Genomic DNA, 26,309 nt, shown 5'->3' on the forward strand with positions numbered 1-26,309 from the left:
GGCAAATAAATACGGTATGACAATTATTGAAATAGAATTGTAGTGAAATGTTAATAAATATGAAGCAAAAGGGTATAGTACAAGAGAAATAGATTGTGCTATAATTTTTTTGAAAATAATTATCATTCTCTTCTGAGGGGGAAGGTTATGAGCTTAGTAGATATTAAAATTGGTGAGAAAGTTTTAGTGAAAAGTGTTCAGTCTTTAGATCAGTTATTAAAGCGTAGACTAGCTGCTTTCGGTCTAGCTGAAGGAAGCGAACTTCGCATGAAGCAGAAAGCGATGTTCAAAGGTCCTTGTACATTGGAGTGTCGTGGACAGTTAATTAGTATTCGTCATTGTGACGCGAAAATGATAAAGGTGGAATTAGCGTGAATAAGGTAGCTTTGCTAGGGAATCCGAATACAGGGAAGACATCATTATTTAATGCACTTACTGGTTCTTATGAATATGTAGGAAACTGGAGCGGTGTAACAGTAGAAAAGAAGGTTGGTAAATTAAAAGATAAGCAAGGCACATTGATTGATTTACCAGGCGTTTATGATTTAAATCCAGTTTCGCGTGATGAAGGTGTTGTAACAAACTTTCTATTAACAGAAGAATTTCAGCATATGTTAAATATTGTGGATTCCTCGCAGTTTGAACGAAATATGCATTTAACGTTGCAATTGCTTGAATTTGGTAAGCCAGTTTCAATCGGCTTAAATATGGTTGATGTGGCGAAGCAAAGAGGAATTGTAATTGATGTAAAACGATTATCAGAGCTATTAGGTGTAACAGTCGTTCCTGTCGTTGCAAGAAGTGGAAAAGGCTGTGAAGAACTACTTGCTACTCTTAAAGAAAATGACAAAAGTGAGAAAAAGCCATTCATTATTTCATATGGTGTACAGATGGATGAAGGAATTGGAGAGGTAATAGCCCTTTTAGAGACAGCGAATTATAAGCATCCAAGATGGTTAGCCCTTCAATTTTTAAGCAATAACGAAGTAGTAGAAAAAGAAATGAAAGCATTACCAATTTATAAGGAACTTGTAGCCATTCGATCTCGCTTAGAAGGAAAACTTGATTGTACGTTAGAAGAGCACATTTACAAAACTCGTGAAGCGTATATTGAAAAGTTAAAAACAAATGTTATGCAGCATGAGAAAGAAGGGAAAATTCCTTTTTCGGAAAAAATTGATAGATTAATTACACATAAAATTTTAGGACTTCCAATCTTTTTAGCAGTTATGTTTTTTATTTTTCAGGTTACGTTTACGTGGATTGGTACACCTTTATCCGATATGTTAGATGAATTTTTTGGTGGACAGCTTACGGATTGGGTAACGGCTGGGCTCACAAGTGTTGGAGCTTCTGATTTTATTCAAGCACTCGTTACAGAAGGTATTATTGCCGGTGTTGGTGCGGTATTAGTATTCGTTCCACAAATCTTTGCACTATTCTTTTTCATTTCATTATTAGAAGACTCAGGATATATGGCGCGAATTGCAGTTGTTATGGATAGAATTATGGAGTTCTTCGGTTTAAATGGAAAAGCATTCATTCCGATGATTATCGGTTTTGGATGTAACGTTCCAGGTATTATGGCAGCGAGAACGATTGAACAAGAAAAAGAACGTTTACTTACAGTTCTTGTAACGCCATTTATGTCTTGTTCAGCGCGTTTACCTGTATATGCATTATTTGCGGGAGTATTCTTCCCTCATAGTCAGGCAACTGTTGTGTTTTCTTTATATGTTGCAGGTATTGTTCTTGCATTATTAGTTACAAAAATTATGTCTCTTACAATTTTAAAAGCGGAAAAGTCTATTTTCGTCATTGAACTACCTCCTTACCGCGTGCCACAAGCGAAAACGTTATGGCTAAGCACGTGGGAGAAAGGTAAGGGATTTGTTCGTAAAGCAGGTACATTCATCTTCGGTGGTTCTGTTGTCATTTGGTTATTAAACTATGCAGGTCCATCAGGATTTGGTGTTGATATGGGAGACAGTTACTTAGCGATGATCGGTGGATTTATTGCACCACTATTTGCACCGCTCGGCTTTGGAACGTGGCAAGCTGCAGCATCTCTTTTAACAGGATTTTTAGCGAAAGAAGTTGTCGTTTCTACAATGGCAATTATTTATGCGGTAAAAGAAGATGTGCTTGGAAATGTAATGGGAGCACATTATACGGCGTTATCAGCATATGCATTTATGTTCTTTATTTTATTATATGTTCCGTGTTTAGCGACAGTAGCTGTTATTAAACGTGAAACAGGATCAACGAAGTGGACGATTTTCTCTGTCGTTTATCCACTCGTTGTTGCTTATGTATTAACGTTCATTATATACCAAGTTGGATCCTTACTCGGATTCTAGAAGGAGATGTATTAGAGTGATGGTCAATATTATAATCGGAGCTATCATTTTTGGTTATGCAGCATACACGTTAGTTAATTTTGTAAAGAGAAGTAAAAAGGGAAAATGCGCAGCATGTTCTTTAAATAAATCATGTCAGTCGCAAACTTGTAGTCCGGATATGGAGCAAATCGCTCACAAATAGCAAAAAAGCTTTGCGCATTTCGCAAGGCTTTTTTGTTTTACTTTTTAATTTTTACAAGTTGAGAAGCTTCTACACCGTTGTAGCCAGGGAATTCTTTACTAGGGTCTTTATCGAATTTTAATACCCCAACAGATTTTTCATCGCCTTTTACATTTACGTAAGTTGCATCATCAACAATCGCGAACATGTCGGCATATGCACGGCCACTTCCGATAATTGTATTGCCTTCGTATTTTAATTTTGCCCCATCAAGTGTAGCATTTTCTACTTTTTCTTTAGCAAATAATACACCTTGCTCTGCTGTTACAGCTGGTAATTTATCAAGTGGTTTCGTGTCGTCTTTTTCATTAACTTTGCTAAGTAACTCTTTCTTCACCAGTTCTTCACCAGTTTTCTTATCCATGACAAGAATTTTTTTACCCTCTAATGTTGTCATTTTCATTTTATAGAAGTCTTTTTCTTTCACTTCTTTTTTATTTTGATCTGTAATTTTCTGAACTTGCTCATCTGTTCCATATAGTACAAAGCCGTTCGCTTTCTCTCCTAATAAAGAACAACCTGATAATGCTCCGAATGAAATTGCTGCTGCTAATCCGATTCCTACTAATTTTTTCATGATGATTTCTCCTTTTATATGTTTTATAGTAAATACGTTTTTGTATTAGTTCTGAAATGATGAGAAGCTTGTTCGTTGCTTCTGGTATTAGTGTATAAGAAATATTGCAACGTAACTATCGAGTTAGCTTACAGTAACATTACAATAATGTAATTTAGTGAAAGTGCATAAAAATAAGTCAATTCTGAAGAGGGTTAATGAGAATATATTAGGAATACAATGTTTTATATAGAATGTCATATTATATTGGCTGTATTTTGGAAATAACATGTAAGGACATATTAGTTTTGTTATAATAAACACATAGGCTGTAAAAATGAATATTCTTTACTGTTAAGGGAGATTTTTTCAGTTTTCCAAGTAGTGAATTTGAAATATGAGGTATATCATAGGAGGAATTTGGATGTCTGTATTTAAGCGATTAAGAGATTTAACAATGTCGAATGTGTATTCAATAATTGAAAAAGCGGAAGATCCAGTTAAGATGACGGATCAATATTTACGCGATATGCAAGCGGATGTACAAGAAGCTGAGAAAAGTGTAGCAGCTCAAATTGCACTTGAGAAGAAATTCAAAATATTATTTGAAGAGCAAGAAGCACTTGTGAAGAAACGTGAAGAGCAAGCTCATATGGCTGTTCAAGCAAGCAATCTTGATCTTGCACGTCGTGCTCTTGAAGAAAAACAAAACGCAGAACAAAAGATGAATGAGTATAAAGCAAGCTATGAGCAAAACAAAGCTGCTGCCGATAATCTTCGCCTGAAGCTAGAAGAAATGCGTAAGCAATTAACAGAGCTGAAAAATAAACGTGAAACACTTGTAGCACGTGTAAATGCGGCGAAAGCACAAAAGAATATTAATCAGGCGATGTCTGGATTTGATTCAAATTCAGCAAAAGCTGGTTTAAGTCGTATGGAAGAGAAAGCTCTTCAATTAGAGGCTGAAGCAGAAGCAAGTGGCGAAGTTTATAAAAAAGAAAAGTCATTAGATGATGAATTCGCAAGCTTAAACAAAAATTCTGCTGTTGACGATGAATTAGCTCGTATTATGAAGCAGTATGAGAAATAATATAGAATAGACAAAGAAACCGACATGTCTGAAGAGAATTCATGTCGGTTTTCTATTACTTTTTAGAGGAGGTTTTGCAATGACATGGACAAATGTGTTAGCCATGCTTGTATGGACTGGAGCAAGTGCAGTACTTTTATTTGCAATTATGTGGGTTGATTCAATTTTTACTAAATACAATGATTTAAAAGAAATAAAGAATGGGAATACAGCTGTAACAACGCGTTTCGTTATGAAATTATTCGCGCAAGGGTACATTTTATCTCAATCGATAACGAAAGCAAATGACTTATGGCAAGCGCTACTTGCATCAGCAGTTTCTTTCGTTATTTTATTAGTGGTAGAAATGTTTATCGAATTTGTGTTAAAGAAAATGTCTGGCTTAGATTTAGAAGAAGGTACGAAAGAAGGCAGTGTTGCGCATGCGATGTTGGCCGGATCATTACATATCGTTGGTGCACTTATTTTAGGTGCTTGTTTATAAAGAGAGAAGGAGGGGGTAAATCATGAGTTTATTTAAACGAATTAAAAATATAATGAAGAGCCCAGAGCCACCGAAACCAGAGAAAAGTTTGTTAACGTTAGCTCCTGGCGATATGATTGAAGTTTCATTAGTTATGTATGAATTAACTGGGAAAACGAGTATGCATTCTCGTAAAGAAATTGTTTTAACGCTGCAAGACGGGAAAGATATTCGTTACTTAAAAATTGAAGACCGTGAAAATACGTATTACAAATTATATACACCAATTGATGGTCGCTTAGATTCGATTGATGAAATTCCGACGACAATTGAAATGGATGATACAGAGTACCATATGGAAGAGCAATATAACGGACGTGTTGTTGTGATGGGAAAAACACCATTCTCTGCTTCAGAAGAACAGCACGTATGGGAATTCCAATCAGATAATCGAAAATTATTACGTATTGAATGGCAAAATGGTCGCACAATGATGTATGAGGGAGAAGCAATTATTCCTGCTGATGTACAAATTATAAGAGCAACGTAAGGGGGCGTAATCATGTCAAACCGATTGTTTACCATGATTAAATCGTTCGTAATCCCTATACTTGCTATCGTTCTATTACTTGTTGTTGCTGGATATGCCTTATCAGGTTGTCAAGGCGGACAGACAAAGTCGATTCAAGACCGTTATCCACTAGAATCTGTCGCAAAAGAAGGTAAACAAGAATCTTACGTGTATAGGGCCGCCAATCGGTCAGTTCCTGAAGTCGCAAAGGAACTCATTAATGAAAGAGAACCGAAGCAAGCATCTAAAGAAGACGAAAATCAAATGTTCCTCGTTTATTCTGATAAGATTTATAACCTGCAAAAGGATAAAGAGAAACCTTCTGATACGTTAATTGAAATAAGTAATAAAGAATTTGTCCGTCAAAATTACCAACCATCCTTCCTGCAAGGATATATTATGGGAAGTATTTTAAACGATATATTCGGTTCACGAAAATCATCATACGGTGATTATCGCGGATATAATGACAGACAAAATCATAAACCGGTTATTCCAGAGAGACCGCCTACGAAAGAAGAAAAGAAAACCCCGCCTCCAATTACGAAGGAAGGGAAAGGATCTATCATTAAGCGAGGCGATAATGTAGATTCGAAACCTTCCGTAGGAGATACAGGAAGTATTACGAAAAAAGGAAGTAGTACGCCTCCGCCTTCTACTGGAAGCAAAGGAAAAATTACAAAAACACCAGGTGGCTCGAGCGGATCAGATGTGAAGCCGAAATCATCTATTAAAACGCCACCAAGGAATACATCTCCTCCGAAAACGAGGGTCGGTGGTTCAGGAAAAATTACGAAGAGAAGATAGGTATAGAGGCCGAAAAGGAGAAGTTGCTTTTCGGTCTTTTTATTATGGAAATTAATTCCTTGTAGCTGGTACAATTAAGTTATAAGGAGGAGATTAGTATGACTATATATAAAAGGTTTAGTTTGATTATGTTCCTCGTCTTATTCCTCAGTTTGTTTATTAGCACAACGATGAAATTTCACTTTGTAGTAGGTATTCTATGGATACTATGTACATGTACTCTTTTTCTATATGTTCCGCTGCGCTTTCAACATGAAGTGCCTGCCTTTCAAAAATATGTAGCATGGATTAAGAGAGGAAGAAGATGGGGAGAGTAAAATTATATCAGCGATTATTAGAATATATCGACCGTAACTCCAAATATATTAGCGATTATTGAAATATATCGACTTACCGACAACGACCGCAACTTCATAATAAGAAGAGGGTGTGCCAAATTGTTGGCACACCCTCTTTATTCATGATGATTAATGAATATCACGTTTCTTAAAGTTACCGCCTTTTACTTCTGCTACGTCATAAACTGTAATAAAGGCGTGTGGATCGATTTCATTAATAAGTTCTTTCATTTTACTTTCTTCTAAACGGTTAATTACACAAGAAATTTCTTTGAATTTCTCTCTTGAATAACCACCGTATACTTCGTTATATGTTGCACTTCGGCCTAAACGATCACGAATTGTTTCTACCATTAATTCAGGCTCTTTCGTAATGATTTTAAATGCTTTCGAACCACTTAAACCAACTTCAACGATATGAATCACTTTCGAAGCAATAAAGTAAGCAATTGCCGAAAGGATAGCTCCTTGAAGACCGAATACTGTTGATACGAAAATAAATACGAACATGTTTAAGAATAAAATAAGGTCACTTGTTCCAAAAGGTAACTTACGAGAAAGCAATACAGCTAGCATATCGATTCCATCTAATGCGCCGCCGTTACGTAATGCTAGTCCCATACCGAAACCGATAATAATACCACCAACAACTGTAACAAGTAGTGTATCGCCTTCAATAATAGCTGGTATTCCGTGCATAACAACAGTACCTACTGCTAATGAAGCAATCCCGATAATGGAATAAATAGCAAAGCTTTTACCGATTTGCTTATATCCTAACCAAACGAAAGGAATGTTAATAACTGCGATTAGAGCTCCTAATGGCAATCCAAATAATCTTGAACTAACGATACTTAAACCAGTCACACCACCGTCTGATACGTTATTTGGAATTAATACTGCTTCTAATCCGTACGCTGTGATAAATGCCCCAATAATAATCATCAAAGCTTTTGAAGCAATTTTTAGCTTATTGGGCTTGTTTTTGATAATTTTCTCCATGTAATTTCCTCGTTTCAAACTAGTTTCTTATTTGTTACGTCATTCACACCTAACTTCCATTTTAACATTTAATTTGAAAAATTTCTCCTTTAATGGATGTATGCAGGGGATATTATGACCATACTCACTTTAAAATATTTTTGAAGTGAGTATAAGAAATCCCATCCTTTCAAAGGATGGGAGACTATTAAGAAATGATAAAACTAAGTACAGAAAGGAATAAAGAGAACCCTAAAATAGCTCCGCAAAACTTCATATGGCGTTTACGTCCCATCACAACAATTGCGACATATTCACGAATCATTGCATTAGGCCAGTAATAAAATGCAGTTTTTGATCCGATTCCTTGGCTATTAAGCCCTGCTTGTCTTGCATATATACCAGCGCGGAAAAGGTGGAAATTGTTCGTTGTAAAAATACTTCTATACTTACCTTCAGGCTTTAACGAATCCATAATTCCTTTAGAGAACGACATATTTTGATATGTGTTTACAGAGCGATTTTCTTGCACTGTATGTTCAATTGGAATTCCTTTTTCAACAGCGTATTTTTGCATCGCTTCTGCCTCTGGAAGGCCTTCATCTGGACCTTGTCCACCCGAGAAAATGATTGTTGGTGGTGTATTCACAGCGGCTTGTTTCCAGTAAAAGTCAATTGCTTTATTAATACGACTTGCAAGTAAAGGTGGTACTTTATCATTAATTAAGCCGCTACCAAGAACGATGATGAAATCTTGATTACGCCTTGGTCTATTGAATTGATATAGAAAATAAGCGCTTAAGAAGTTAGATAAGTGTATAAAGAAATATAAGGTTATAAGAGAAATTCCACCAAAAATAGGTTGCAAATGCGGTGAGAAGAAACTTGCTGGACTTATGAAAAAGAATAATATACAGAATAAAATACCTAAAGCAGCAATGAGTGTTAAACAGTTAGTGAACCGTCGTCCTTCTCGTTTCATTAAAATTCTCGCATTCAGAAATAGCCCAAACATTAAAGCAACAACACCGAAAGGAATCATAAGAATAAGTGCTAAAATAGGTAAAATTATACTATAGCGTAGGACATCAATACTTGAATTTACAGATATAATCACACAAAACAGAAGGAAAAAACAGAAAAAAACATTAAATAAAAAGCCGTTTATTATTTTTCGTGGATCCTTCAAATAAGAGATAAGAAAAATAATAAATAATATAAGAGGAATAATTCCGAAATACATAAATATAGTACACCTCAATTTGTATAGTAATTTGACATACCTTCTATATTACATGATTTTATAATTGAAAATGAAAGGAAAAATGATTTTGAATTTTCTCAATAAAATGTATGGATACATATGTTAAAATGTATGTAAGGTGATATATTAAAAGTAAAATGGTTGAAAAGGCACTCTATGGAGTGTCTTTTCTTTTTTCATGTAATTATGCATATTATATTTATTTTCAAGTGAAGAGGATTAAAATATAAGTGGTAGGCAGACTATATAAAGCAGAATTTCTTACAAACATTTCCCTCTACTTTTTGTATCTAACAATCGTATAACAATAAATAATTCTGTTTTATAGCGTCTGTTTATGAAAGGTGCCCTCTTTGAAGGCACCTTTTTATTGTTTCATGTAGATACTTTTCACTGTTGATATAGTGGAAAGTATCTATACTAAACATTAGCAATCTTCCGTATAAATATTATCAATTTACTATATATTCCAGTGGTGTTAACCTACATATGAAAGGCTTTCTTTTTCAAAATATTACCCCTAATAAATTTTTGAAGAAGTCAACTGTCTCCAAAATTGCCATTCATGCTTAGCAAAAAAGAATCCTTTTGGATTCTTTTTTGTGTTCGACATAATGTGACAAAATATATTTGAATAATTTGTTATATTGTTAAATGGTTATTATAGGAAAGAAAAGGAGACTTAAGTATGGGATTTAAAAAATTAATTTTAACAGGTGCAATTGTTGCAACTACAGCATTTACTTCAATTGGAACAGCGCAGGCAAGTGCAGATTTTAAAGATGTTCCAAACAATCATTGGTCTTATAAAGCGATTATGGATTTAGCAAATAAAAACGTTGTTGCTGGATACGGAAATGGGATTTTTGGATTTGGTGATGATGTAACACGTGAGCAAGTTGCAGCTCTTATGTTCCGTCATTTAAAACCGACAGTAAAAGAACAGTATAACAATCCGTATAAAGATGTTACGGATCGTTCAACTATGTTTAAAAAAGAGATTCTTGCTTTAACAGAGATGGGTGTATTCGTTGGAGATAATACAGGAAAATTTAGACCGAAAGATTCATTAACTCGTGAAGAAATGGCACAAATTTTGACAAGGGGATTCCAATTGCAAATAAGAGGCGATCATAATTTCCCGGATGTAGATAGAAATGGATGGGCGAATCCTGCGATTACTGCAATTAAATCAAATTATATTACGGCTGGAACTGGTGATGGTAAATTCGCACCTAAAATGCATGTAAGTCGTGAGCAATACGTTCAGTTCTTATATAATGCAACGTTACCATTTGAAGAAAGACCAGGAGCAAAACAACCACAACCAGAAGTGAAGCCAGAAGTAAAACCTGAAGTGAAACCGGATCCGAAACGTTTTGCTAATTGTAAAGAAGCAAACGATGCTGGATATTATGACATTACAAGAGATAGTCCATATTATGGTAAGCATTTAGATCGTGATGGCGATGGAATTGCTTGTGAGAAAAAGAAAAAAGGTAAATAAGAAAAAGCACTCAGTTTGAGTGCTTTTTCTTATGGAAACATGCTATTTTTTTAGGCGGTTCTCATAAAATAAAAGTAAGGAAATGAAAGTAGGTGACAAAATGCCGTCAGTTGTGGAAGGCGTTATTATTGAAAACTGTAACGGAACGATTAATTTAGGAGATAAATATAACGTGCAGCCGATTGAAAAAACGAAAGCTTATAATGGATCAGGATCATCGAATACAGGAAAAAAAGTACAAACATTTAGTGGTATTAGTACAGCGGATGTAAGGGATAGCGATGTGTATGATCAAGTCATTCAATCCACGTTATAATTTTTATCCCGCTTTAATGGGCAGTAAGACCCCCACCTCCAAATTCAGCGAAAGCAAAGAAGTTAGGCGGGGGATCAACTGCCCATAAAAGTCTGATTGGTTCAACTAATAATCAGTAGGGGATGAAGAAAACCCCACTGATTAAAGTTTCACTTTATATGCAAAATTGCATAAAGTAACATGTTTGTTGTGTGTTACACTTTAGCTGTGAGCTGTTAATGATTCTTCTTTATTATAGTTGTTAGATTAGAAATATAACATCTTATCGAAAATCATACGTACAAAAAAGACACTTCAAACGAAGTGTCTTTTTTTATTTTAGTGATACCCTTTAGCAGAGTCTTTATGAATTTTATTTTTAAAGATACTGTAGCTCCAAAGTTGATATCCAATAACAATTGGTACCATAACCATTGCAACGAAGAACATAATTTTTAAGTTTAATTGACTACCAGCTGCGTTATATAGCGTTGTACTATAAGCATCGTTAATACGAGATGGTAACATTCTTGGGAACATACCTGCAAATCCAGTTGTCATAAACATTGCGATTGTTAAGCAAACGAATGTGAATGCAAGACCGATTTTATGTTTGTACACCATAATAAGTGCGAGTACACTCATTAACATTGCAAGTACTGGTAGAATGAATAGTACAGGATATTCTGTGAAGTTTTGGAATAAAGTTGTACGATTTGCAGTTGCTACATAGAAGATAGCTAAAATGATAGCAGCAGCCATTGAAAATGGTCTTGCAATTTTATAAGCACGATCAGATACTTCACCAGTCGTTTTAATCATAACCCAAAGGGCGCCAGATACGACGAATATAGCAGTGAAGAACAGACCACCTAAAATACCATAATGATTTAGTAAGCTTAGTAAATTTCCTTCATAGCCATTTTTTCCGATTTGTAGTCCATAATAAAGGTTAGCGAACGTAACACCGAATAAGAAGGCGATTAGGAAACTACCAATTGTAAATGCCCATTTACAAGTTTTTTGCCAAATTGGTGAATCGTCTTTATGCATAAATTCAAGTCCGGCAGCACGAGCAAACAGTGCGAGTAATACTAAAAATAGTGGTGTATATAGGTAACTAAACATATTTGCATATGTGACTGGGAAGGCAGCAAATGTTGCGCCACCAGCTGTAATTAACCATACTTCATTACCACCCCAGAATGGGCCGATTGCTTCTTGTAATTGATTTCGTTCTTGTCGGTCTTTCGCAACGAAAGGAAAAATCATTCCGTTACCAAGTGCATATCCATCAAGAATGAAGTAAACTGTCCAAATCACGCCCCATAAACCAAACCAGATAATTGCAAGCATGTCATGAGACATGAGCTGCACCTCCCTCAGTAGCAGGTTCTTCTAATGCTGCTGGTCCTTTTTTCGCGAACTTTAGCATTAAGTATACGTCTGCGATTAAAAGTAATGTGTAGAACAAGATTAAACTAATTAATGAGAACCAAATTTGTGGAACAGATATAGGTGATACAGATTCTGCTGTACGCATTAGTTTATAAACTGTCCATGGTTGACGACCTACTTCGGCAACAATCCAACCAGCGTTAATTGCGATATATGGTAGTAAGACAGACCATATTGTAATTTTTAAATAACGTTTTGAGTTTTCTAGTTTTCCTTTTCGGTTTAAGTAGAAACCGTACCAAGTTAATGCCATAAAGAACATACCAAGTGCAACCATTAAGCGGAAGCTATAGTACACGAGGTTAACATTTGGACGTTCATCTTTCGGGATATCTTTTAAACCAACAATTTCTCCATCAAATGAGTTTGTGTAGAAGAAACTTCCTAGTTTCGGAATCGTAAGGAATTCAAAGTTTTTTTCGTTTTTCACATCAGGAATTTGAACAATCGAGAAGCCTTGTCCTTTTCCAGTTTCCCAAACTGCTTCCATCGCAGCTCCTTTTGCTGGTTGATATTTAGCTGCTGATACACCAGACTGATGCCCCATAAACGGTGTAACAGTTGCGGCGAATAAGCCTAACAGTAAACCAAATTTGAATGATTTTTTGAAGAATTCCACTTCGTTTTTACGTAATAAATGATAGGCACTAATGGCCATAACGAAGAAAGCACCAACGATATAACACCCAATTACAGTATGGAAGAACATGTTCCAAGCATATGGATTTGTCACAAGTGCCCAGAAATCATTTAATTCAGCGCGGCCGTTACGTACGACGTAGCCAACAGGATTTTGCATAAAACCGTTTGCTGTAATAATCCAAAGGGCGGAAATATTTGTTCCAAGTGCAACCATCCACATACAGAAGGCACGGAACTTTGGTGAGATTTTGTCTTTACCGAATAACCATATTCCCATGAAAGTAGATTCTAAGAAGAAGGCAACGAGTGCTTCGATTGCGAGAGGTGATCCGAAAATATCTCCCATATATTTGGAGTACTCAGACCAGTTTGTTCCAAATTGGAATTCCATCGTAATCCCAGTTATAATCCCCATTACGAAGTTAATTGTAAATAATTTACCCCAGAAATTTGCCATTTTGCGGTATGTTGGATTCAATGTGCGGGCGTATTGAGTTTCCATACATGCTACTAAAATAACAAGTCCGATTGTCAAAGGTACAAATAAAAAGTGATAAAAAATAGTAATTGCAAATTGAAAACGACTCAGTAACAGAACGTCGGACATAATGAATATTCACTCCTTTTTTACATTATCTACAATCAGTTTATAGTGAAAATACGTTTTAAATAGGAGGGACTTGTTACAAAGGTGTGTGTATATTTTGAAAGAATTATGTCGGTTATCTGAAAATATCTTATTTTCACTATAAAGTAATATCCTTTTTGAGTTTTTTAAATTTTGGTACACTATATAAGTAATGTAAATGAGAGAAAAGAGGGTTCTTTACTATGAAGTCATTAGAAGAGATTTTACAATACAATGAAAAATTCGTTGAAGAAAAAAAATACGAAGAGTACGAAACAGGTAAATTTCCAAACAAAAAGATGGTAATTATCTCTTGTATGGATACTCGTCTTGTTGAATTATTACCGAAAGCGATGAATATGCGTAACGGTGATGTGAAAATTATTAAAGTAGCAGGCGCTGTTATTTCACATCCGTTTGGAAGTATTATGCGTAGTATTTTAGTTGCTGTATATGAACTTGGTGCTGATGAAGTTTGTGTAGTTGGTCACCACGATTGTGGTATGGCAAAAATTCAAGCAAGCAGTACAATTGAGAAGATGAAAGAGCGCGGTATAACAGAAGAGAAATTAGATACACTTCGTTATTCTGGAATCGATTTAGAAAGATTCCTACAAGGATTCTCTAGTGTAGAAGAAAGTGTAGAACATAGCGTATCAATACTTCGCAACCATCCATTACTTCCTGAAGAAGTACCTGTTCACGGTCTTGTTATAGATCCTGACACAGGAAAATTAGATTTAGTTGTGAATGGTTACGACAATTAAGAATTTACTTTGTCATCCTTTTTATCTGGGACAGGATCAAATCCTCCCGGGTGGAAAGGGTGACATTTTAATATACGCTTGCATGTAAGCCAAAATCCTTTCAGAGCACCATGTTTTTGAAATGCTTCTAATCCATAATGAGAGCAAGTTGGGTAAAAGCGGCACGTTGGTGGTGTCATCGGAGAAATGAATTTTTGATAAAAGCGTATAATCCCAATAAAAATCTGTTTCATAATGGTCTCCTTTTCAGCATAGTCTTAAAGTATTATAGCACGACTGTACATAATACTTTACTAATGTTGATTTCCGTTATATCATATTGGATATAACGGAATTAAATTAAAAGCGGGAGAGATGTTGTATGCCATCAGTAGAAAGCTTTGAATTAGATCATACGATTGTAAAGGCGCCTTATGTAAGACATTGCGGAGTTCACAACGTAGGTAGTGACGGTATTGTAAATAAATTCGATATTCGTTTTTGCCAACCGAATAAACAAGCAATGAAACCAGATGTTATTCATACGTTAGAACATTTATTAGCATTTAATTTACGTAAATATATTGATCGTTATCCGCATTTTGATATTATCGATATTTCACCAATGGGCTGCCAAACAGGATATTATCTTGTAGTAAGCGGAACACCAACGGTTCGAGAAATCATTGATTTATTAGAATTAACATTAAAAGATGCGGTTCAAATTACAGAAATTCCAGCTGCAAATGAAACACAGTGTGGCCAAGCGAAGCTTCACGACTTAGAAGGAGCACAACGCTTAATGAACTTCTGGTTAAGCCAAGATAAAGATGAACTTGAGAAAGTATTTGGATAAAAAGAAAAAACTGCCTGTGAAAGGGCAGTTTTTTTGTAACACGATGATAAATGAAATTATATCGACGATTTTTCGAATATATCGAACACAACTTGAAATATATCAACGATTTTTTTAATATATCGATGTTTCGAAACTGGATATCGGCTTACCGACAAAAACTGCCAATAGTATGAATCAAATATAAAGAAGAGGCCGTCTAACATATGTGTTGGGCGGCCTCTTTTTTATGAAAGTATACTAGATACCCCAACATATAAAATAAAGGCAGAACCGAGAAAATAAACAAATGCTTTTGCTTTTTACCGCTCTTTTATTTCATCGATTCCAAAAAGGATAAACATAATACTCAAAAGGATAAAAACGTATGGTAAAAGCATAGAGAGGTTTGCGAAGAAGCTAAATAGGGCGAGAATAAGAGCGATAGTAGCTATTATAATTCGAATGTTTTTAAACATATAATTCTCCTTTAAAAGAACATTATAAATGGAATAACAAAAACAATCGTAAAAAGACTTAAACCGATGCTAATAGCTCCAATTTGTTTTTGTTGTTTTTGAATCGTCTCAATTCCTACTAAAATGCCATATAAACTAAAGAGGAACAAAATGATAGGTGAAAAGGTTTGAAAGTTCATTGTAAATGTGCTGTATAAACATAAGGTTAAAGTAATAAAAACGATGGTTAGCTGTAATTTTCTTATATGCATTATAACCTCCTAGTAGAAAGATAGTTATTGAGAGACAAAAATTATAATAGCAACGATTAAAGTGAATACGCCAGAAAAGAAGGAGAGTGTACTATGTACTTTCTTTTGTTTCTGTTTTTCTTCTGCGCTCATGATGAAGGTCATAACAGATAAGGCGATGAGCATATAAGGCATTGTAACAAGTGCGTTTGTAAACATTCCGGATAAAGCGAGAGCGATGACGATAAGAGCCGATACAATTCGTAATGTTTTTAGCATACAAATCTCCACCTTTTAAATAGATTATTTACCGGAATATTTCTGAGAAGCCAAGCAGTAAAGCACCAGCTCCAGCCATGAAAGCAAGTATGCTGCTAGATTGTTTCTGTTTTTTTATTTCCTCTAAACCTATAGTGAAAGCCATAGCCCCTAAGAAAATGAACATGTAAGGCATAATGTCTCTGTTACCGCTAATAAATCCATAGATTGCTATAGATAAGGCGATAAGTGCAAAAGTAATTCGAACGCCTTTTAACATAAAAGCCCTCCTTCTAGTTTATGTAGGTAATGATGAGAACAATCTAAATGAAAGCACCTGCAACAATACAAATAAATCTAGTTCCTGAATCCTTTTTCCTTATTTGTTCAATGGTAATAAGAAGCAGTAAAACTCCTAATAGAGATTGTGAAAGTGGTAGAAAGTTATGTTGACCTGTCAATAAACTAATACTGAATATGATGTGGGCTAAAATAAGTGGTATATGAAGCGTATTATGAATTCTTCTTGCTGTTTTTTGTATAAGGGTTATCTTCAGGCTTATCAACAGAATGTTTATAAGCGTAGCCTTTATTAATCGTCATGACGGAGAGTACTAGTATGACTAGAACGATTATAATACCGATAATTAATATTTTGAACATGGAACCCCTCCTTTTCTTTATTTTACATAATTTTGTAATTGATGAAAACAATAGAAATTAAAAGGATGAAAGAAGGGTGTTACATGGAGACGAAAAAAACATATTATATATCAATAGGAAACGGTCAAATTTCACAAGTGAAGACGGCGGATACGTATAATTTTGAGATTTCCGCAAGTGATGAGGAAATTACGGAGTTAAGAGAGTACTTTGATCAAGCATATGTAGAGGATTTAGGTTCATTTGTACGTTCTCACGTTCCATTTGTTGAGTATCATCACGATTCGAATAATGACCGATATGATGAACAACTACAAAAAGCATATAAAATGATTTACGATTTAGGTAATCATGAGACGAAAGAATTAGTCGCGCAAATGGGAATAATCAATGGATTGTAATTGGATAATATTATGCAGAAAAGCGAGAATATGCTACAATTTGTGGTAGGAAAAACTTGTAACCATCAATAGGGGAGTAATGGCATGTACAAATTTAAAGATTATTACCACAATACTGTACAATTATCGTTTGAACGTTATCCATTTTCTCCTGAGCCAAAGCATGTTTGGGTTGTATGCCGGTACGGGGATCAATGGTTATTAACGCATCATTTACGTCGCGGTCTTGAATTTCCAGGTGGTAAAGTAGAATTAGGGGAAACACCGGAAGAAGCGGCAGTTCGAGAGGTTCATGAAGAAACCGGCGGCATAGTTTCTGATTTAACTTACTTAGGACAATATAAAGTATCTGGAAAAGACAAAATAATCATTAAAAACATTTATTTTGCAACAATTAGTGCGGTAGAAGAACATACGCATTACGAAGAAACGAAAGGATCTGTTTTATTAACAGACATTCCTGATAACATTAAAACGGATAGAAAATTTAGCTTTATAATGCGTGACGATGTACTGGCGCGCACGATGAAACATATAGAAGAAATCGGCTGTTTTACGAAGTAAAGTGGCCGGTTTCTTTTTTTGTGTGTAAGAATAAATGTAAATATATCTTTACATTATTTTGGGTATATTATACAATTTTGTAAAGATATATTTACATTTTAGGAGGGGGAAGATGGATAAAAGAAAAGAAACGACTGTTACTGTTTCGATGGGGAAATTAAATTTCTATTCATGTTGTATAGCATTTGCTCTGGCGATTGGAGTTAGTTTTTTACATTCACTTCTTTCAGGTGAGTTTCAAATTGAAATTACGTTACCAACCTTGTTTCTTTTTATTATCGCAATGATTGTTCTTGTTTGTATTCATGAAGCGATACATTTAATAGGGTTTCGCTATATCGGTGGTGTTCCGTGGAGTGAACTGAAATGGGGTGTTAATTGGAAATTAGGTGTTGCATATGCTCATTCTAAACAGGCGATTACAGTAAAGCAAATGAAGAAAGTGTTAATGCTGCCGTTTTTACCAACTGGAATTTTGCCAATTGTAATTGGGTTAACTACGAATGTGCAATCCATCTCATTTTTAGGGATTTTACTAACAGCAGGTTGTATCGGTGACATTGCCCTATATCAAAAAGTTTCAAAGTTTCCAGATGGTGCGCAAGTTAAAGATCATCCGAGTAAACCGCAGTTTACAGTATATGAATAATAAAGGAAGGGGAGGCGTTTTTGAAAAACGGCCTCTTTTTTGTTTGTCAGCTTTTGTCGGTAAGTCGATATATTGTAAAAAATCGCCGATGTAATTTATTTACTATTATTTTGTTTTCATTTCTACCTCTAAAAACGAAAGCACCTCCAACAAATCGTTCACCATGCGTGAATGTTCAAAGTCACCCCAAAACGAATCTCTCTTCCACACACCAAGAATCCCTACTTGTTCAGAACCAAGCACGTCGTTTTCTGGATGATCTCCAACGTAAAGACATTCTGTGGCCTTAACATCTAGCTTTTTTAAAGCCCGTTCGAAAATCTCAGGATGTGGTTTTTTAATTCCTTCCGCTTCTGAAACGAGAATTGTATTTGTATACGTATGTATGTTTAGTGCGCGAAGATTATTCATTTGAAAGCCAGTAAAGCCATTTGTAATAATACCAATTTTAATATTTTGTTGTGTTAAACGCTGAAGTAATTCATGCATATTTTGGAAAGGAATACAATGATGTTGAAAGTTTGTAATGTAGTCGTACAGCAGTTGCTCTGGTGTTAAAGTGGTAATGTTGTATTCGCAAAGGAGAGTAGCATATACTTTATCTTTCCACGTATAGCCATTATTATCGAGTTCAAGAAACCGAGAACAATACCCTGTTTTTTTTATGCTCATTAAGTGAGAGGCAAAGCGATTATATTGATCATGAATAAATTGTTCTAGAGATTGGCGCCGATCTAATAGTGTTCCATCTAAGTCGAATAAGACTGCTCGAATCATGAGAAACCTCCTTACAGTTTGTATAATTAATTATCGCATATTCGTTAAAAAATGATTATGATATTTTTGTAGAATGGAATAATGGAGGATTGTATGAAGAGACTGTGTGGCAAGTTAGTAGGGTTGATCGTCGCAATTGGTTTAATAGCAGGATGCGATAGTTCTGTGAAGAGTGTGAAGGAAAAAGAAATTTGTAAAACAGAAGAAGAATGTGTGGAAATAGGAGATAAGAAACTTCAAAAAGTATATGAAAAAATAGATGGATTATCTGAACTTGAAGCAGTAGAAGATTATGATATAGAAGAGCATGAAAGTGCGAATATGAAAGAGGCAGAGCAGAAAAAAGAGGATGACGAAAATTATTTCTTTTTAGCCTCTTATTATATTGATGGTGATGAAATTGTAGATCCTTATTTTGAGAAAATAGAACGGAAACGTTTAAATAAAGTATTCGCTGAAGATAAAGAAGCGAAAGAAGAGGTACTACAACAGCGTCAAGATAGAGGTTATCATGAAGACTTATGGGATATGTACCGTACTCTCATTCCAGCTAAATATCGCGGGAATATAACAGAATTTGATTTAATAACGGACGGTTATGACGGTGTTGTTGCTCACGTTATGCCTAGCATGGAGAATCCGAAAGATTGGATTCTTAGCTTAGATACGCTTGATTCCGCGATAAATATCGATGAAGTGATGAAAACATTAATTCATGAGACGGCTCACGTGTTGACACTCGGGCATAAGCAAATACCAGTAGATGAAAAGTATGTAAAGGATTTTGAAGAAGATAAAGATATTTCAACATACCGAAATAACTGTGAAACTCTTTTCTTACAAGAGGGGTGTGCGAAGGGAAAATCTTATATTAATCAATTTTATAACTCTTTCTGGAAGGACATTGAGCAGGAGTGGACAGAAAAGAAAGTGGAAGAAAGTGAAAAAACTCAAATTGAATTTTTTAAAGAAAAGCATGAGGAGTTTGTATCACAGTATGGAACAACAAACGTAGCGGAAGATATTGCAGATACGTTTACAGCATTTATTTTGCAAGATTCAAAAAAGGTGAAAGAAGGATCGGAGTTAAAGTATAAAAAAATTGCGTTCTTCTATCAGTTCCCTGAGCTTGTAAAAATGAGAGCAGAAGTGTTGTCGGGATTAGATGATATCTCAAAAACGATAGAACAACAAAGCGGACAATAATGAGAGGTATATATTTTAGCCAATAAAACGTAAAGAATTTTAGTTCTTTGCGTTTTTTTATGTTGATAAAATTGAAAATTCTGTCTTTTTATTAAAAAGAAGAAGGAACTGAAGCTTTAAAAGAGAATTAGTATAAAAATGTCACAAATTAGACACAATTATAATGCGCATATTGTAGGGACTATAAGTTTACTCTCAAGGAGGTAATGAAACGTATGAAAACGATTCTTGCGGTTGCTGGTCTCATTTGGGTAATGTCTCATGGTTTTCCGATTTTTGAAGGAGAGCAAATTCGTAGTGCATTAAATAAAAAGTATGATGATTATCATGTAATAGATCGAAAAGAAAATGTCGTTACAGTACGTGTGAAAGATTGTTTCCATACAGTTACGGTTGCAGATGGAAACGTTACAAATGAAACAAAGATGTGTGATAAAAGGTAAAGAAAGAAGCTGACTATAGTTTATCGCCCTAAGTCAGCTTCTTTTTCGTTTTCCAATTAGAAGTTTTTCAAATGCCTCAACAAACACATACATAAGTGTTGCGAGGACGCAGGTGAGTAGTACGCTCAGTAAGACGAGCGTGAAATTAAATACTTGGAATCCGTAGCTAATTAAGTAGCCAAGACCTTGTTTAGAGACGAGAAGTTCGCCGAATATAACACCGACCCATGATAAACCAACGTTCACTTTTAACGTTGAAATAATTGCTGGGAAGGATGCAGGGAGAACGACTTGCTTATAACATTGCCATTTATTTGCGCCAAATGTGTCCATCACTTTTATATAGTTAGAATCGACTTCTTGAAATGCGCTGTAAATAACGAGAATGGTAATGATTATGGAAATGATTACCCCCATTGCAATCGACGAAGAAATATTTGGACCGAAGATTACAATGATAATAGGTCCAAGTGCCACTTTTGGCATGGCGTTTAGGACGACGAGATAAGGGTCGAGCACGCGAGCGAGAAGTGGCATCCACCAAAGAAAAGTAGCGATAATAGCGCCGAGCACTGTTCCAAGAATGAAGCCTACTCCTGTTTCAAGTAATGTCGTCCATATGTGAACCCAAAGCGAACCGTCAATCCATTTACTAAGGAAGAGATCCCAAATGCTTGAAGGAGAGCTAAAGAGTAAAGGATCAATCCACTCTTTTTTGCTAGCTATTTCCCATAGTGAAAAGAAAAGAATGAGCAGTAAAAGCTGCAGTGAGCGTGCTAACCATGCACGCTTACGTTCTTTTTTCTGAAACTGTTCATGTAGTTGCTTTATATTATCCAAGTCGCTCCAGCTCCTTCCATATATCTTGGAAGAGGGATGGGAAGTCATGGTGGTGGCGTGATTCTAACGGTGATAAGGAACGGATGCTTTCTGGGACGATAAATGTTTTTGCAATTTTCCCGGGATTCGCTTGTAGTAAATAAATACGATCACTCATCGCAATTGCTTCTTCAATATCATGTGTTACGAGTAGTGACGTTTTCTTATATTTGCGTAGTAAGTTGAAAACGAGATCTTCTAGTTTCAATTTCGTTTGATAATCGAGTGCTGAGAATGGTTCATCTAGCAATAAAATTTTCGGATCGGTCGCTAACGTTCGAACGAGAGCGGCACGTTGACGCATACCGCCGGACAGTTCACGAGGGTATTGCTCTTCTACATCATGTAGACCGACTTGTTTTAAAAGCTGTAAAGTATGTTCTTTCGTCTGTTCATTGTAAATTTTTCGGGTGTGAAGTCCGAGCATAATATTTTCTTCAATTGTTTTCCAAGGGAACAAGTAATCTTGCTGCAGCATATATCCCATAGATGAAGTTTTCGTTGTAATAGGCTCACCATCTAAAAAGACGATACCTTCAATTGGATCAAGAAGCCCGGCAATAATGGAGAGGAGTGTCGTTTTGCCGCAACCACTTGGACCGAGTATAGAAATAAATTCGCCTTCTTCCACTTGTAAACTCATATCTTCGAGAATCAATTTGGCATTCTCTTTTGCGAAAAAGCAGTGAGAAACGTTACGTATTTGTAAAAAACTCATACACTTCGCCTCTATTTCTTAATAACGCTTTCGGCAATTTTTGTATTGACGAGCGCTTCGTGTGGAACTTCTTTTTGTAATTCGCCAGCTTCTTTCATAATCGTTTGGAGCTGTTTCCATTCTTCAGCATCTAATAGCGGATTTGTCGCATAAGAATGTTGCTTTTTATAACGTTCAATTACTTTTACTGTAATGTCCTTTGAAGTGTCTTTAAATAACGGAGAAACGGTTTCAGCAATCTCTTCTGGACTATGTGTATCAACCCATTGCTGCGCTTTATAGAGAGCACGTGTGAATTTTTCAGCAGCATCTTTATCTTTCTTTAAGAAGCTTTCTTTTGCCATGAACGTTGTATACGGAACAGTTCCAGATTCATTTCCGAACGAAGCGACGATAAACCCTTTTCCTTCTTTTTCGAATATACTTGCAGTCGGTTCAAAGAGCTGTACAAATTCCCCAGTACCAGATGCAAAGGCACTTGCAATGTTAGCAAATTCGATGTTTTGAATTAAGTTTGTATCTTTGTGAGGATCAATGCCATTTTTCTTTAAAACGTATTCTCCAACCATTTGCGGCATGCCGCCTTTACGCTGTCCTAAAAACGTAACACCTTTTACGTCATTCCAATTAAAAGAGTCTAATTTTTTACGCGAAACTAAAAATGTTCCGTCTGTTTGTGTAAGTTGTGCGAAGTTAATGACCGGGTCTTTTGCTCCTTGTTGATGAACGTAAATGGACGTTTCAGAACCGACGAGAGCAATATCAATTCCGCCAGATAATAGGGCGGTCATCGTTTTATCTCCGCCAGCTGTTGTTTGGAGGTCAATATTTAATCCTACATCTTTAAAAAATCCTTTTTCAATCCCGACATATAACGGGGCGTAGAAGAGAGAATGGGTAACTTCGCCGATGCGAATGTTTTGTGTTTGTTCTTTCGTACCTTCCTTTTTACTACTGCAAGCAGCAAATGTGAAAACAGCTAGTAACATGATGCAAAAAACAGCTATTAATTTTTTCACTATATGACACCTCCTAGAAGTCACTCTACAAGCATGATATGTAGGTAAGTGCCCATATGTGAGTGTAGATAGCAGGAATTTTTTGGGTGATAAAGAAGTACAAATATAAGGGGTGATAAAATGGATTACGAATATGATGATAGCGTACATTTACATCTTGATTATTTCGGAACAGAATGTGATATGGAATCGATTGCTTATAAGCGGAAGAATGAAGACGTGTGGGATGTGTATTTTAATTTTGGGGCATATGGTCTTCAGAAAGATGAGCTTGAGACAGGTAGATTTATGGACGAATATGCTGGTCATTACGTTTTTTCTGTACATGCGCGTGATCTTAGCTGGGAATTTGGAAGTGCTCAATTTGAAGAGTGGGTTTTGAGAAATCAAATAGTAGAAAAATCGCTGCAAAAATAGGGAGGAATTTTGTGGTCGATTTTCTCATTTTTTTGTTCATTTTCGTAGTCGGATTTTTTATTATGCAAGTACTCGTTTATCGATTTGCAAAGAAAAACATTCAAAAATATACAAAAATAAAATGTATTCATATGTGGCTAGAGATGAATATGAAGAAGGGCCCAAGATTAGATCTTTTTGATTTTGTAGTTATCGTACTTGTATGTATTATATGGAAAGTATGGATGTATTCTCTTATATAATACGTATGCTCATGTCTGTTAGAATGAAGGAGAACCTGTCAGTGTTGGTAGGTTCTTTTCTTATGGTAATAATTTTGTGAAGCATAGTTCATTTATGCTGTTAGAATATAGAGCGAAGAAGGTTTATCCCGTTCAATCCTGAATGGTTCGGACTTATTAAAGTTTCACTGTATTTTTAAGGGGAAATTAAGGATACATGTGTATTATTACAAGCACATAGGGAGACTAGCTGCATACAAATATGGTATTTTGTATATGACAATATGTTTGTTGATGCGAGACGAAGGGGTAAAGGAAAGAGGGAATAAATTGCGCTTTAATGTTTTTACACAGCGACGAAGAAGAGATGAATTTCATTTTAGTTTCTCGGCTCAGCAACCGAGAAAGAATCTATTAATTTCTATCATTCTTAGTGGAATGTGGGCGATCTGTTTAGAAACGCTATTCTTTGTTATGTTAAGGTCTTTCGAATTTGAGAGAACGAAAGAATTTTTTAATGGGAAAATACAGCTAAGTATACTTATTATTGTTTTGTGGAGTGTACTACTATACATCATTCATTTAAATAAAGGTATCAGTCATAAGCTTAGGCCGGCTATTCGAGTTTATGTCGTATTATTTTTAATTGCTCATACAATGAATTGGATGTATATCATAGTGCAGGAGGACATGAACCTTATAGTAGTAAATACATGGGTGTATTTACAATATGGACAGTATATATTAAGCCTGTTATTTATTTATATGGTATACGTTTTTGCATATAATTTGCTTGGAAGAGTTTTCTTAAGTACAACGATAACTAGCTTAGTCTTACTTATTTTTGTGATGGTGAACCATTTTAAACTTATTTTTAGAGGAGAGCCATTCTACCCGTCTGATTTTACACAGATTGGTCATATGAATTCCGTTATACCGATGGTCATGGAGTATTTTAGTTTTTGGAATATGTTCCTGACAATCGTTGGCATTGTGTTGATTGTATTTGTAGTTACGTATATACGAAAGTATATTCCAGTTATAAAATTACATATTATTATGAGGATTATTTTAATATGTGGCTCTGGGTTTATGTTGTATGGATATAGTAACTATCCTACTACCTTTATGAATGATTTATTTATAAAAGGTGGAGTAGACATCCGTGCATGGAATCAAGCTGCAAATTATAAAGCGAATGGTTTTATTATTGGATTTTTAAGTAACTTAGATACGACAGTTATTAAAGAGCCAGAGGAATATTCAAAAGAAAATATGCAGCAAATTGCAAAGGATATAGAAAAACAATATAGCGGCAAAGTAAAAGCACAAAAAAAAGTAGAGAAGCCGAACATTATATTTATTATGAGTGAAGCATTTTGGGATCCAACAAAATTAACGAATCTTTCATTTAGCGAAGATCCAGTGCCGAATTTACATCATTATACAGAGAATTTTCCAGGTGGACAAACGATAGCTCCTACATTTGGAGGGAATACAGCGAATACAGAATTTGAAGCCTTAACGAGTTATTCGATGAGTCTTTTAATGCCAGGTTCTATACCATATCAACAAGCTGTTCCAAGCCAAAAAGAGATTCCATCGATTGCAAGTGAGTTGAAAAAACAAGGGTATTATGCAAGTGCAATTCATGCGTTTAATCGATCGTTTTATAAACGTGAAGATGTATATAAAACATTGGGATTCGATAATTTTAATGCAGAAGATACGATGAAAAATAAAGAAGTAGTGGGAGACAATATTGGTGATTTATCTATGAGTAAAGAAATCATAGATGAATTAAATAAGAGAAAAGAACCTACATTTATTCATGCGGTGACGATGCAAAATCATTTTCCGTATACGCCAAATATGTTTGGAGAAAATAAAATAGAAATTAGTGGATTAACAGAAGAGGAATCGAAAGCGGAATTAGAAGCATATACAGAAGGTGTAAGACTGTCTGATGAAGCTCTGCAATATTTAATCGAGCAGCTTAACGATTTAGACAGACCTACTTTATTAGTCTTCTTTGGAGATCATTTACCTATGTTAGGAACTAATAAATCTATTTATAAAGAAGCAGGATATATAGAAAATGAAGAGACGGTAAGAGAAAGATTAATTATGTCAGAAACACCATTGTTAATGTATGCAAATTTTGATTTGCCAAATGACAATTTAGGTTTAGTAAGTCCAATTTATTTTTCTAATCTTGTTTTTGATTATGCAGGACTAAATCAATCACCGTTTTATCAATTTTTATCGGAAATGCATAAAGAAATACCGGTTCTTAGAGATGAGTTAAAGGTTAATAAAGATGGGGAAGAGATAACAGATTTAACAAAGAAACAAAAAGAAATGTTAGAGCAATATAAAATGATCCAATATGATTTACTTGCTGGAAAGCAGTATAGTAAAGATATACTTTTTAAATAGAACAAAAAAAAAGAACTTGTATAACGATACAAGTTCTTTTTTTTATAGTATTTAACGGGGTAACCAGACAAGCTGGGTTTAGGGAGTATTACCTGTACATTTAGTATAAATGAAAATGTAATCGTTTTATTGATTGATTTGTGAGAAATATGTGAATTTTAAGCTTTTCAAAAAATGCGTTC

The 26,309-nt window shown here is 35.1% G+C and carries 35 protein-coding genes and 1 pseudogene; 20 read left to right on the forward strand and 16 right to left on the reverse strand.

Annotated features, from left to right (window positions below):
• The first annotated feature begins 147 nt into the window (after positions 1–147).
• The 3 genes from CER22_RS20210 to CER22_RS20220 are packed head-to-tail and all read left to right on the forward strand — an operon-like array spanning position 148 to position 2,544.
• Entirely contained in the window at positions 148–375 is a 228-nt protein-coding gene (locus CER22_RS20210) for a FeoA family protein (RefSeq protein ID WP_088609440.1), read from the forward strand.
• A complete protein-coding gene (feoB, locus tag CER22_RS20215; RefSeq protein ID WP_088609441.1) occupies positions 372–2,360 on the forward strand; it encodes a ferrous iron transport protein B in 1,989 nt (662 codons plus the stop codon). Before CER22_RS20210 ends, feoB begins: the two co-directional genes overlap by 4 nt.
• Positions 2,361–2,376: 16 nt before the next feature.
• Entirely contained in the window at positions 2,377–2,544 is a 168-nt protein-coding gene (locus CER22_RS20220) for a FeoB-associated Cys-rich membrane protein (RefSeq protein WP_000989597.1), read from the forward strand.
• A gap of 37 nt (positions 2,545–2,581) precedes the next feature.
• Here the strand turns inward: CER22_RS20220 and CER22_RS20225 are convergent, their stop codons facing one another.
• Positions 2,582–3,160: a lipoprotein BA_5634 family protein gene (locus CER22_RS20225; RefSeq protein ID WP_088609442.1), complete on the reverse strand. Its 579-nt coding sequence runs from the start codon at positions 3,158–3,160 to the stop codon at positions 2,582–2,584.
• Positions 3,161–3,563: 403 nt separating this feature from the next.
• Between CER22_RS20225 and CER22_RS20230 the strand changes: the two genes are divergently transcribed.
• The 5 genes from CER22_RS20230 to CER22_RS20250 all read left to right on the forward strand — a co-directional run bounded on the left by CER22_RS20230 (position 3,564) and on the right by CER22_RS20250 (position 6,387).
• Positions 3,564–4,229 carry a PspA/IM30 family protein gene (locus CER22_RS20230; RefSeq protein WP_000110279.1) on the forward strand — a complete coding sequence of 222 codons (666 nt, stop codon included), beginning with the start codon at positions 3,564–3,566 and terminating at the stop codon, positions 4,227–4,229.
• Positions 4,230–4,308: 79 nt separating this feature from the next.
• Complete coding sequence (locus CER22_RS20235; protein ID WP_000220323.1) at positions 4,309–4,713, forward strand: DUF350 domain-containing protein; 405 nt, start codon at positions 4,309–4,311, stop codon at positions 4,711–4,713.
• Between the two features lie 22 nt (positions 4,714–4,735).
• Positions 4,736–5,242, forward strand: a complete 507-nt coding sequence (locus tag CER22_RS20240) for a DUF4178 domain-containing protein (RefSeq protein ID WP_000051749.1) — start codon at positions 4,736–4,738, stop codon at positions 5,240–5,242.
• A 12-nt stretch (positions 5,243–5,254) separates the two neighbouring features.
• Entirely contained in the window at positions 5,255–6,070 is an 816-nt protein-coding gene (locus CER22_RS20245; RefSeq protein ID WP_000071201.1) for a DUF4247 domain-containing protein, read from the forward strand.
• 98 nt (positions 6,071–6,168) lie between these two features.
• Entirely contained in the window at positions 6,169–6,387 is a 219-nt protein-coding gene (locus CER22_RS20250) for a hypothetical protein (protein WP_088064650.1), read from the forward strand.
• 150 nt (positions 6,388–6,537) lie between these two features.
• Here CER22_RS20250 and CER22_RS20255 read toward each other — a convergent pair whose 3' ends face one another.
• Together CER22_RS20255 and CER22_RS20260 are read right to left on the reverse strand one after the other, a co-directional pair.
• Positions 6,538–7,410, reverse strand: coding sequence for a YitT family protein (locus CER22_RS20255; RefSeq protein WP_000411244.1), 873 nt, complete (start codon positions 7,408–7,410; stop codon positions 6,538–6,540).
• 187 nt (positions 7,411–7,597) lie between these two features.
• Positions 7,598–8,632 carry a YdcF family protein gene (locus CER22_RS20260; protein WP_088609443.1) on the reverse strand — a complete coding sequence of 345 codons (1,035 nt, stop codon included), beginning with the start codon at positions 8,630–8,632 and terminating at the stop codon, positions 7,598–7,600.
• A 709-nt stretch (positions 8,633–9,341) separates the two neighbouring features.
• On the opposite strand from CER22_RS20260, the gene CER22_RS20265 reads away from it, so the two are divergent.
• Both CER22_RS20265 and CER22_RS20275 read left to right on the forward strand, forming a co-directional pair.
• Positions 9,342–10,160 carry an S-layer homology domain-containing protein gene (locus CER22_RS20265; RefSeq protein ID WP_088609444.1) on the forward strand — a complete coding sequence of 273 codons (819 nt, stop codon included), beginning with the start codon at positions 9,342–9,344 and terminating at the stop codon, positions 10,158–10,160.
• Between the two features lie 82 nt (positions 10,161–10,242).
• Positions 10,243–10,476 (forward strand): spore germination protein, encoded by a 234-nt coding sequence (locus CER22_RS20275; protein WP_097906939.1) that lies wholly within the window; start codon positions 10,243–10,245, stop codon positions 10,474–10,476.
• Positions 10,477–10,794: 318 nt separating this feature from the next.
• Here the strand turns inward: CER22_RS20275 and cydB are convergent, their stop codons facing one another.
• Entirely contained in the window at positions 10,795–11,823 is a 1,029-nt protein-coding gene (cydB, locus tag CER22_RS20280; protein ID WP_088609445.1) for a cytochrome d ubiquinol oxidase subunit II, read from the reverse strand.
• Positions 11,813–13,162 (reverse strand): cytochrome ubiquinol oxidase subunit I, encoded by a 1,350-nt coding sequence (cydA, locus tag CER22_RS20285; RefSeq protein ID WP_088609446.1) that lies wholly within the window; start codon positions 13,160–13,162, stop codon positions 11,813–11,815. The genes cydB and cydA overlap by 11 nt, the downstream gene beginning before the upstream one ends.
• 224 nt (positions 13,163–13,386) lie before the next feature.
• Between cydA and CER22_RS20290 the strand changes: the two genes are divergently transcribed.
• A complete protein-coding gene (locus tag CER22_RS20290) occupies positions 13,387–13,950 on the forward strand; it encodes a beta-class carbonic anhydrase (RefSeq protein WP_000838167.1) in 564 nt (187 codons plus the stop codon).
• Here CER22_RS20290 and yidD read toward each other — a convergent pair.
• On the reverse strand, positions 13,947–14,183 hold the full coding sequence (gene yidD / locus CER22_RS20295) for a membrane protein insertion efficiency factor YidD (protein ID WP_000809334.1): 237 nt from the start codon (positions 14,181–14,183) through the stop codon (positions 13,947–13,949). The two genes, CER22_RS20290 and yidD, sit on opposite strands and share 4 nt — an antisense overlap.
• A 128-nt stretch (positions 14,184–14,311) precedes the next feature.
• Here yidD and luxS point away from each other — a divergent pair, with 128 nt between their 5' ends.
• Entirely contained in the window at positions 14,312–14,785 is a 474-nt protein-coding gene (gene luxS, locus CER22_RS20300; RefSeq protein ID WP_001141371.1) for an S-ribosylhomocysteine lyase LuxS, read from the forward strand.
• Positions 14,786–15,012: 227 nt separating this feature from the next.
• Here the strand turns inward: luxS and CER22_RS20305 are convergent.
• The 6 genes and pseudogenes from CER22_RS20305 to ytzI all read right to left on the reverse strand — a co-directional run bounded on the left by CER22_RS20305 (position 15,013) and on the right by ytzI (position 16,394).
• Positions 15,013–15,243, reverse strand: a pseudogene (locus CER22_RS20305) (YczI family protein).
• Positions 15,244–15,254: 11 nt separating this feature from the next.
• Entirely contained in the window at positions 15,255–15,494 is a 240-nt protein-coding gene (locus CER22_RS20310; RefSeq protein WP_088609447.1) for a hypothetical protein, read from the reverse strand.
• Positions 15,495–15,518: 24 nt separating this feature from the next.
• Complete coding sequence (locus tag CER22_RS20315) at positions 15,519–15,752, reverse strand: DUF3953 domain-containing protein (RefSeq protein ID WP_073516833.1); 234 nt, start codon at positions 15,750–15,752, stop codon at positions 15,519–15,521.
• A 28-nt stretch (positions 15,753–15,780) separates the two neighbouring features.
• The gene (locus CER22_RS20320) at positions 15,781–16,011 is read right to left on the reverse strand and encodes a YczI family protein (protein WP_088064643.1); all 231 of its coding nucleotides are present in this window, start codon (positions 16,009–16,011) and stop codon (positions 15,781–15,783) included.
• Positions 16,012–16,054: 43 nt separating this feature from the next.
• Positions 16,055–16,252: a DUF3953 domain-containing protein gene (locus tag CER22_RS20325; RefSeq protein WP_088609457.1), complete on the reverse strand. Its 198-nt coding sequence runs from the start codon at positions 16,250–16,252 to the stop codon at positions 16,055–16,057.
• Positions 16,245–16,394 carry a YtzI protein gene (ytzI, locus tag CER22_RS20330; protein WP_000472802.1) on the reverse strand — a complete coding sequence of 50 codons (150 nt, stop codon included), beginning with the start codon at positions 16,392–16,394 and terminating at the stop codon, positions 16,245–16,247. Before ytzI ends, CER22_RS20325 begins: the two co-directional genes overlap by 8 nt.
• An 83-nt stretch (positions 16,395–16,477) precedes the next feature.
• On the opposite strand from ytzI, the gene CER22_RS20335 reads away from it, so the two are divergent.
• The 3 genes from CER22_RS20335 to CER22_RS20345 all read left to right on the forward strand — a co-directional run bounded on the left by CER22_RS20335 (position 16,478) and on the right by CER22_RS20345 (position 18,008).
• Positions 16,478–16,795, forward strand: coding sequence for a hypothetical protein (locus tag CER22_RS20335; RefSeq protein ID WP_000448410.1), 318 nt, complete (start codon positions 16,478–16,480; stop codon positions 16,793–16,795).
• Positions 16,796–16,879: 84 nt separating this feature from the next.
• Positions 16,880–17,359 carry an antimutator 8-oxo-(dGTP/GTP)ase gene (mutTA, locus tag CER22_RS20340; RefSeq protein WP_000276386.1) on the forward strand — a complete coding sequence of 160 codons (480 nt, stop codon included), beginning with the start codon at positions 16,880–16,882 and terminating at the stop codon, positions 17,357–17,359.
• A gap of 112 nt (positions 17,360–17,471) precedes the next feature.
• Positions 17,472–18,008, forward strand: a complete 537-nt coding sequence (locus CER22_RS20345; RefSeq protein ID WP_087984890.1) for a DUF3267 domain-containing protein — start codon at positions 17,472–17,474, stop codon at positions 18,006–18,008.
• 105 nt (positions 18,009–18,113) lie between these two features.
• Here CER22_RS20345 and CER22_RS20350 read toward each other — a convergent pair whose 3' ends face one another.
• Complete coding sequence (locus CER22_RS20350) at positions 18,114–18,785, reverse strand: HAD family hydrolase (protein ID WP_088609448.1); 672 nt, start codon at positions 18,783–18,785, stop codon at positions 18,114–18,116.
• 81 nt (positions 18,786–18,866) lie between these two features.
• Here CER22_RS20350 and CER22_RS20355 point away from each other — a divergent pair, with 81 nt between their 5' ends.
• Both CER22_RS20355 and CER22_RS20360 read left to right on the forward strand, forming a co-directional pair.
• Complete coding sequence (locus CER22_RS20355) at positions 18,867–19,991, forward strand: hypothetical protein (RefSeq protein ID WP_097906944.1); 1,125 nt, start codon at positions 18,867–18,869, stop codon at positions 19,989–19,991.
• 215 nt (positions 19,992–20,206) lie between these two features.
• Positions 20,207–20,434, forward strand: coding sequence for a hypothetical protein (locus CER22_RS20360; RefSeq protein ID WP_000849118.1), 228 nt, complete (start codon positions 20,207–20,209; stop codon positions 20,432–20,434).
• A 33-nt stretch (positions 20,435–20,467) separates the two neighbouring features.
• Here CER22_RS20360 and CER22_RS20365 read toward each other — a convergent pair whose 3' ends face one another.
• The 3 genes from CER22_RS20365 to CER22_RS20375 are packed head-to-tail and all read right to left on the reverse strand — an operon-like array spanning position 20,468 to position 23,050.
• Positions 20,468–21,274 carry an ABC transporter permease gene (locus CER22_RS20365; RefSeq protein ID WP_088064640.1) on the reverse strand — a complete coding sequence of 269 codons (807 nt, stop codon included), beginning with the start codon at positions 21,272–21,274 and terminating at the stop codon, positions 20,468–20,470.
• Positions 21,267–22,031: an ABC transporter ATP-binding protein gene (locus CER22_RS20370; protein ID WP_088064639.1), complete on the reverse strand. Its 765-nt coding sequence runs from the start codon at positions 22,029–22,031 to the stop codon at positions 21,267–21,269. The genes CER22_RS20365 and CER22_RS20370 overlap by 8 nt, the downstream gene beginning before the upstream one ends.
• Before the next feature lie 11 nt (positions 22,032–22,042).
• Positions 22,043–23,050, reverse strand: a complete 1,008-nt coding sequence (locus CER22_RS20375; protein WP_142293516.1) for an ABC transporter substrate-binding protein — start codon at positions 23,048–23,050, stop codon at positions 22,043–22,045.
• Positions 23,051–23,170: 120 nt separating this feature from the next.
• Between CER22_RS20375 and CER22_RS20380 the strand changes: the two genes are divergently transcribed.
• From CER22_RS20380 to CER22_RS20395, 3 genes are all read left to right on the forward strand, one after another.
• The gene (locus CER22_RS20380) at positions 23,171–23,467 is read left to right on the forward strand and encodes a DUF3986 family protein (protein ID WP_088609450.1); all 297 of its coding nucleotides are present in this window, start codon (positions 23,171–23,173) and stop codon (positions 23,465–23,467) included.
• An 11-nt stretch (positions 23,468–23,478) separates the two neighbouring features.
• Positions 23,479–23,709, forward strand: a complete 231-nt coding sequence (locus tag CER22_RS20385) for a hypothetical protein (protein ID WP_088609451.1) — start codon at positions 23,479–23,481, stop codon at positions 23,707–23,709.
• A gap of 273 nt (positions 23,710–23,982) precedes the next feature.
• Positions 23,983–26,127 (forward strand): LTA synthase family protein, encoded by a 2,145-nt coding sequence (locus CER22_RS20395; RefSeq protein ID WP_142293518.1) that lies wholly within the window; start codon positions 23,983–23,985, stop codon positions 26,125–26,127.
• The last annotated feature ends 182 nt before the right edge of the window (positions 26,128–26,309 follow it).

Source organism: Bacillus sp. K2I17 (assembly GCF_002209985.1).
GTDB lineage: Bacteria > Bacillota > Bacilli > Bacillales > Bacillaceae_G > Bacillus_A > Bacillus_A wiedmannii.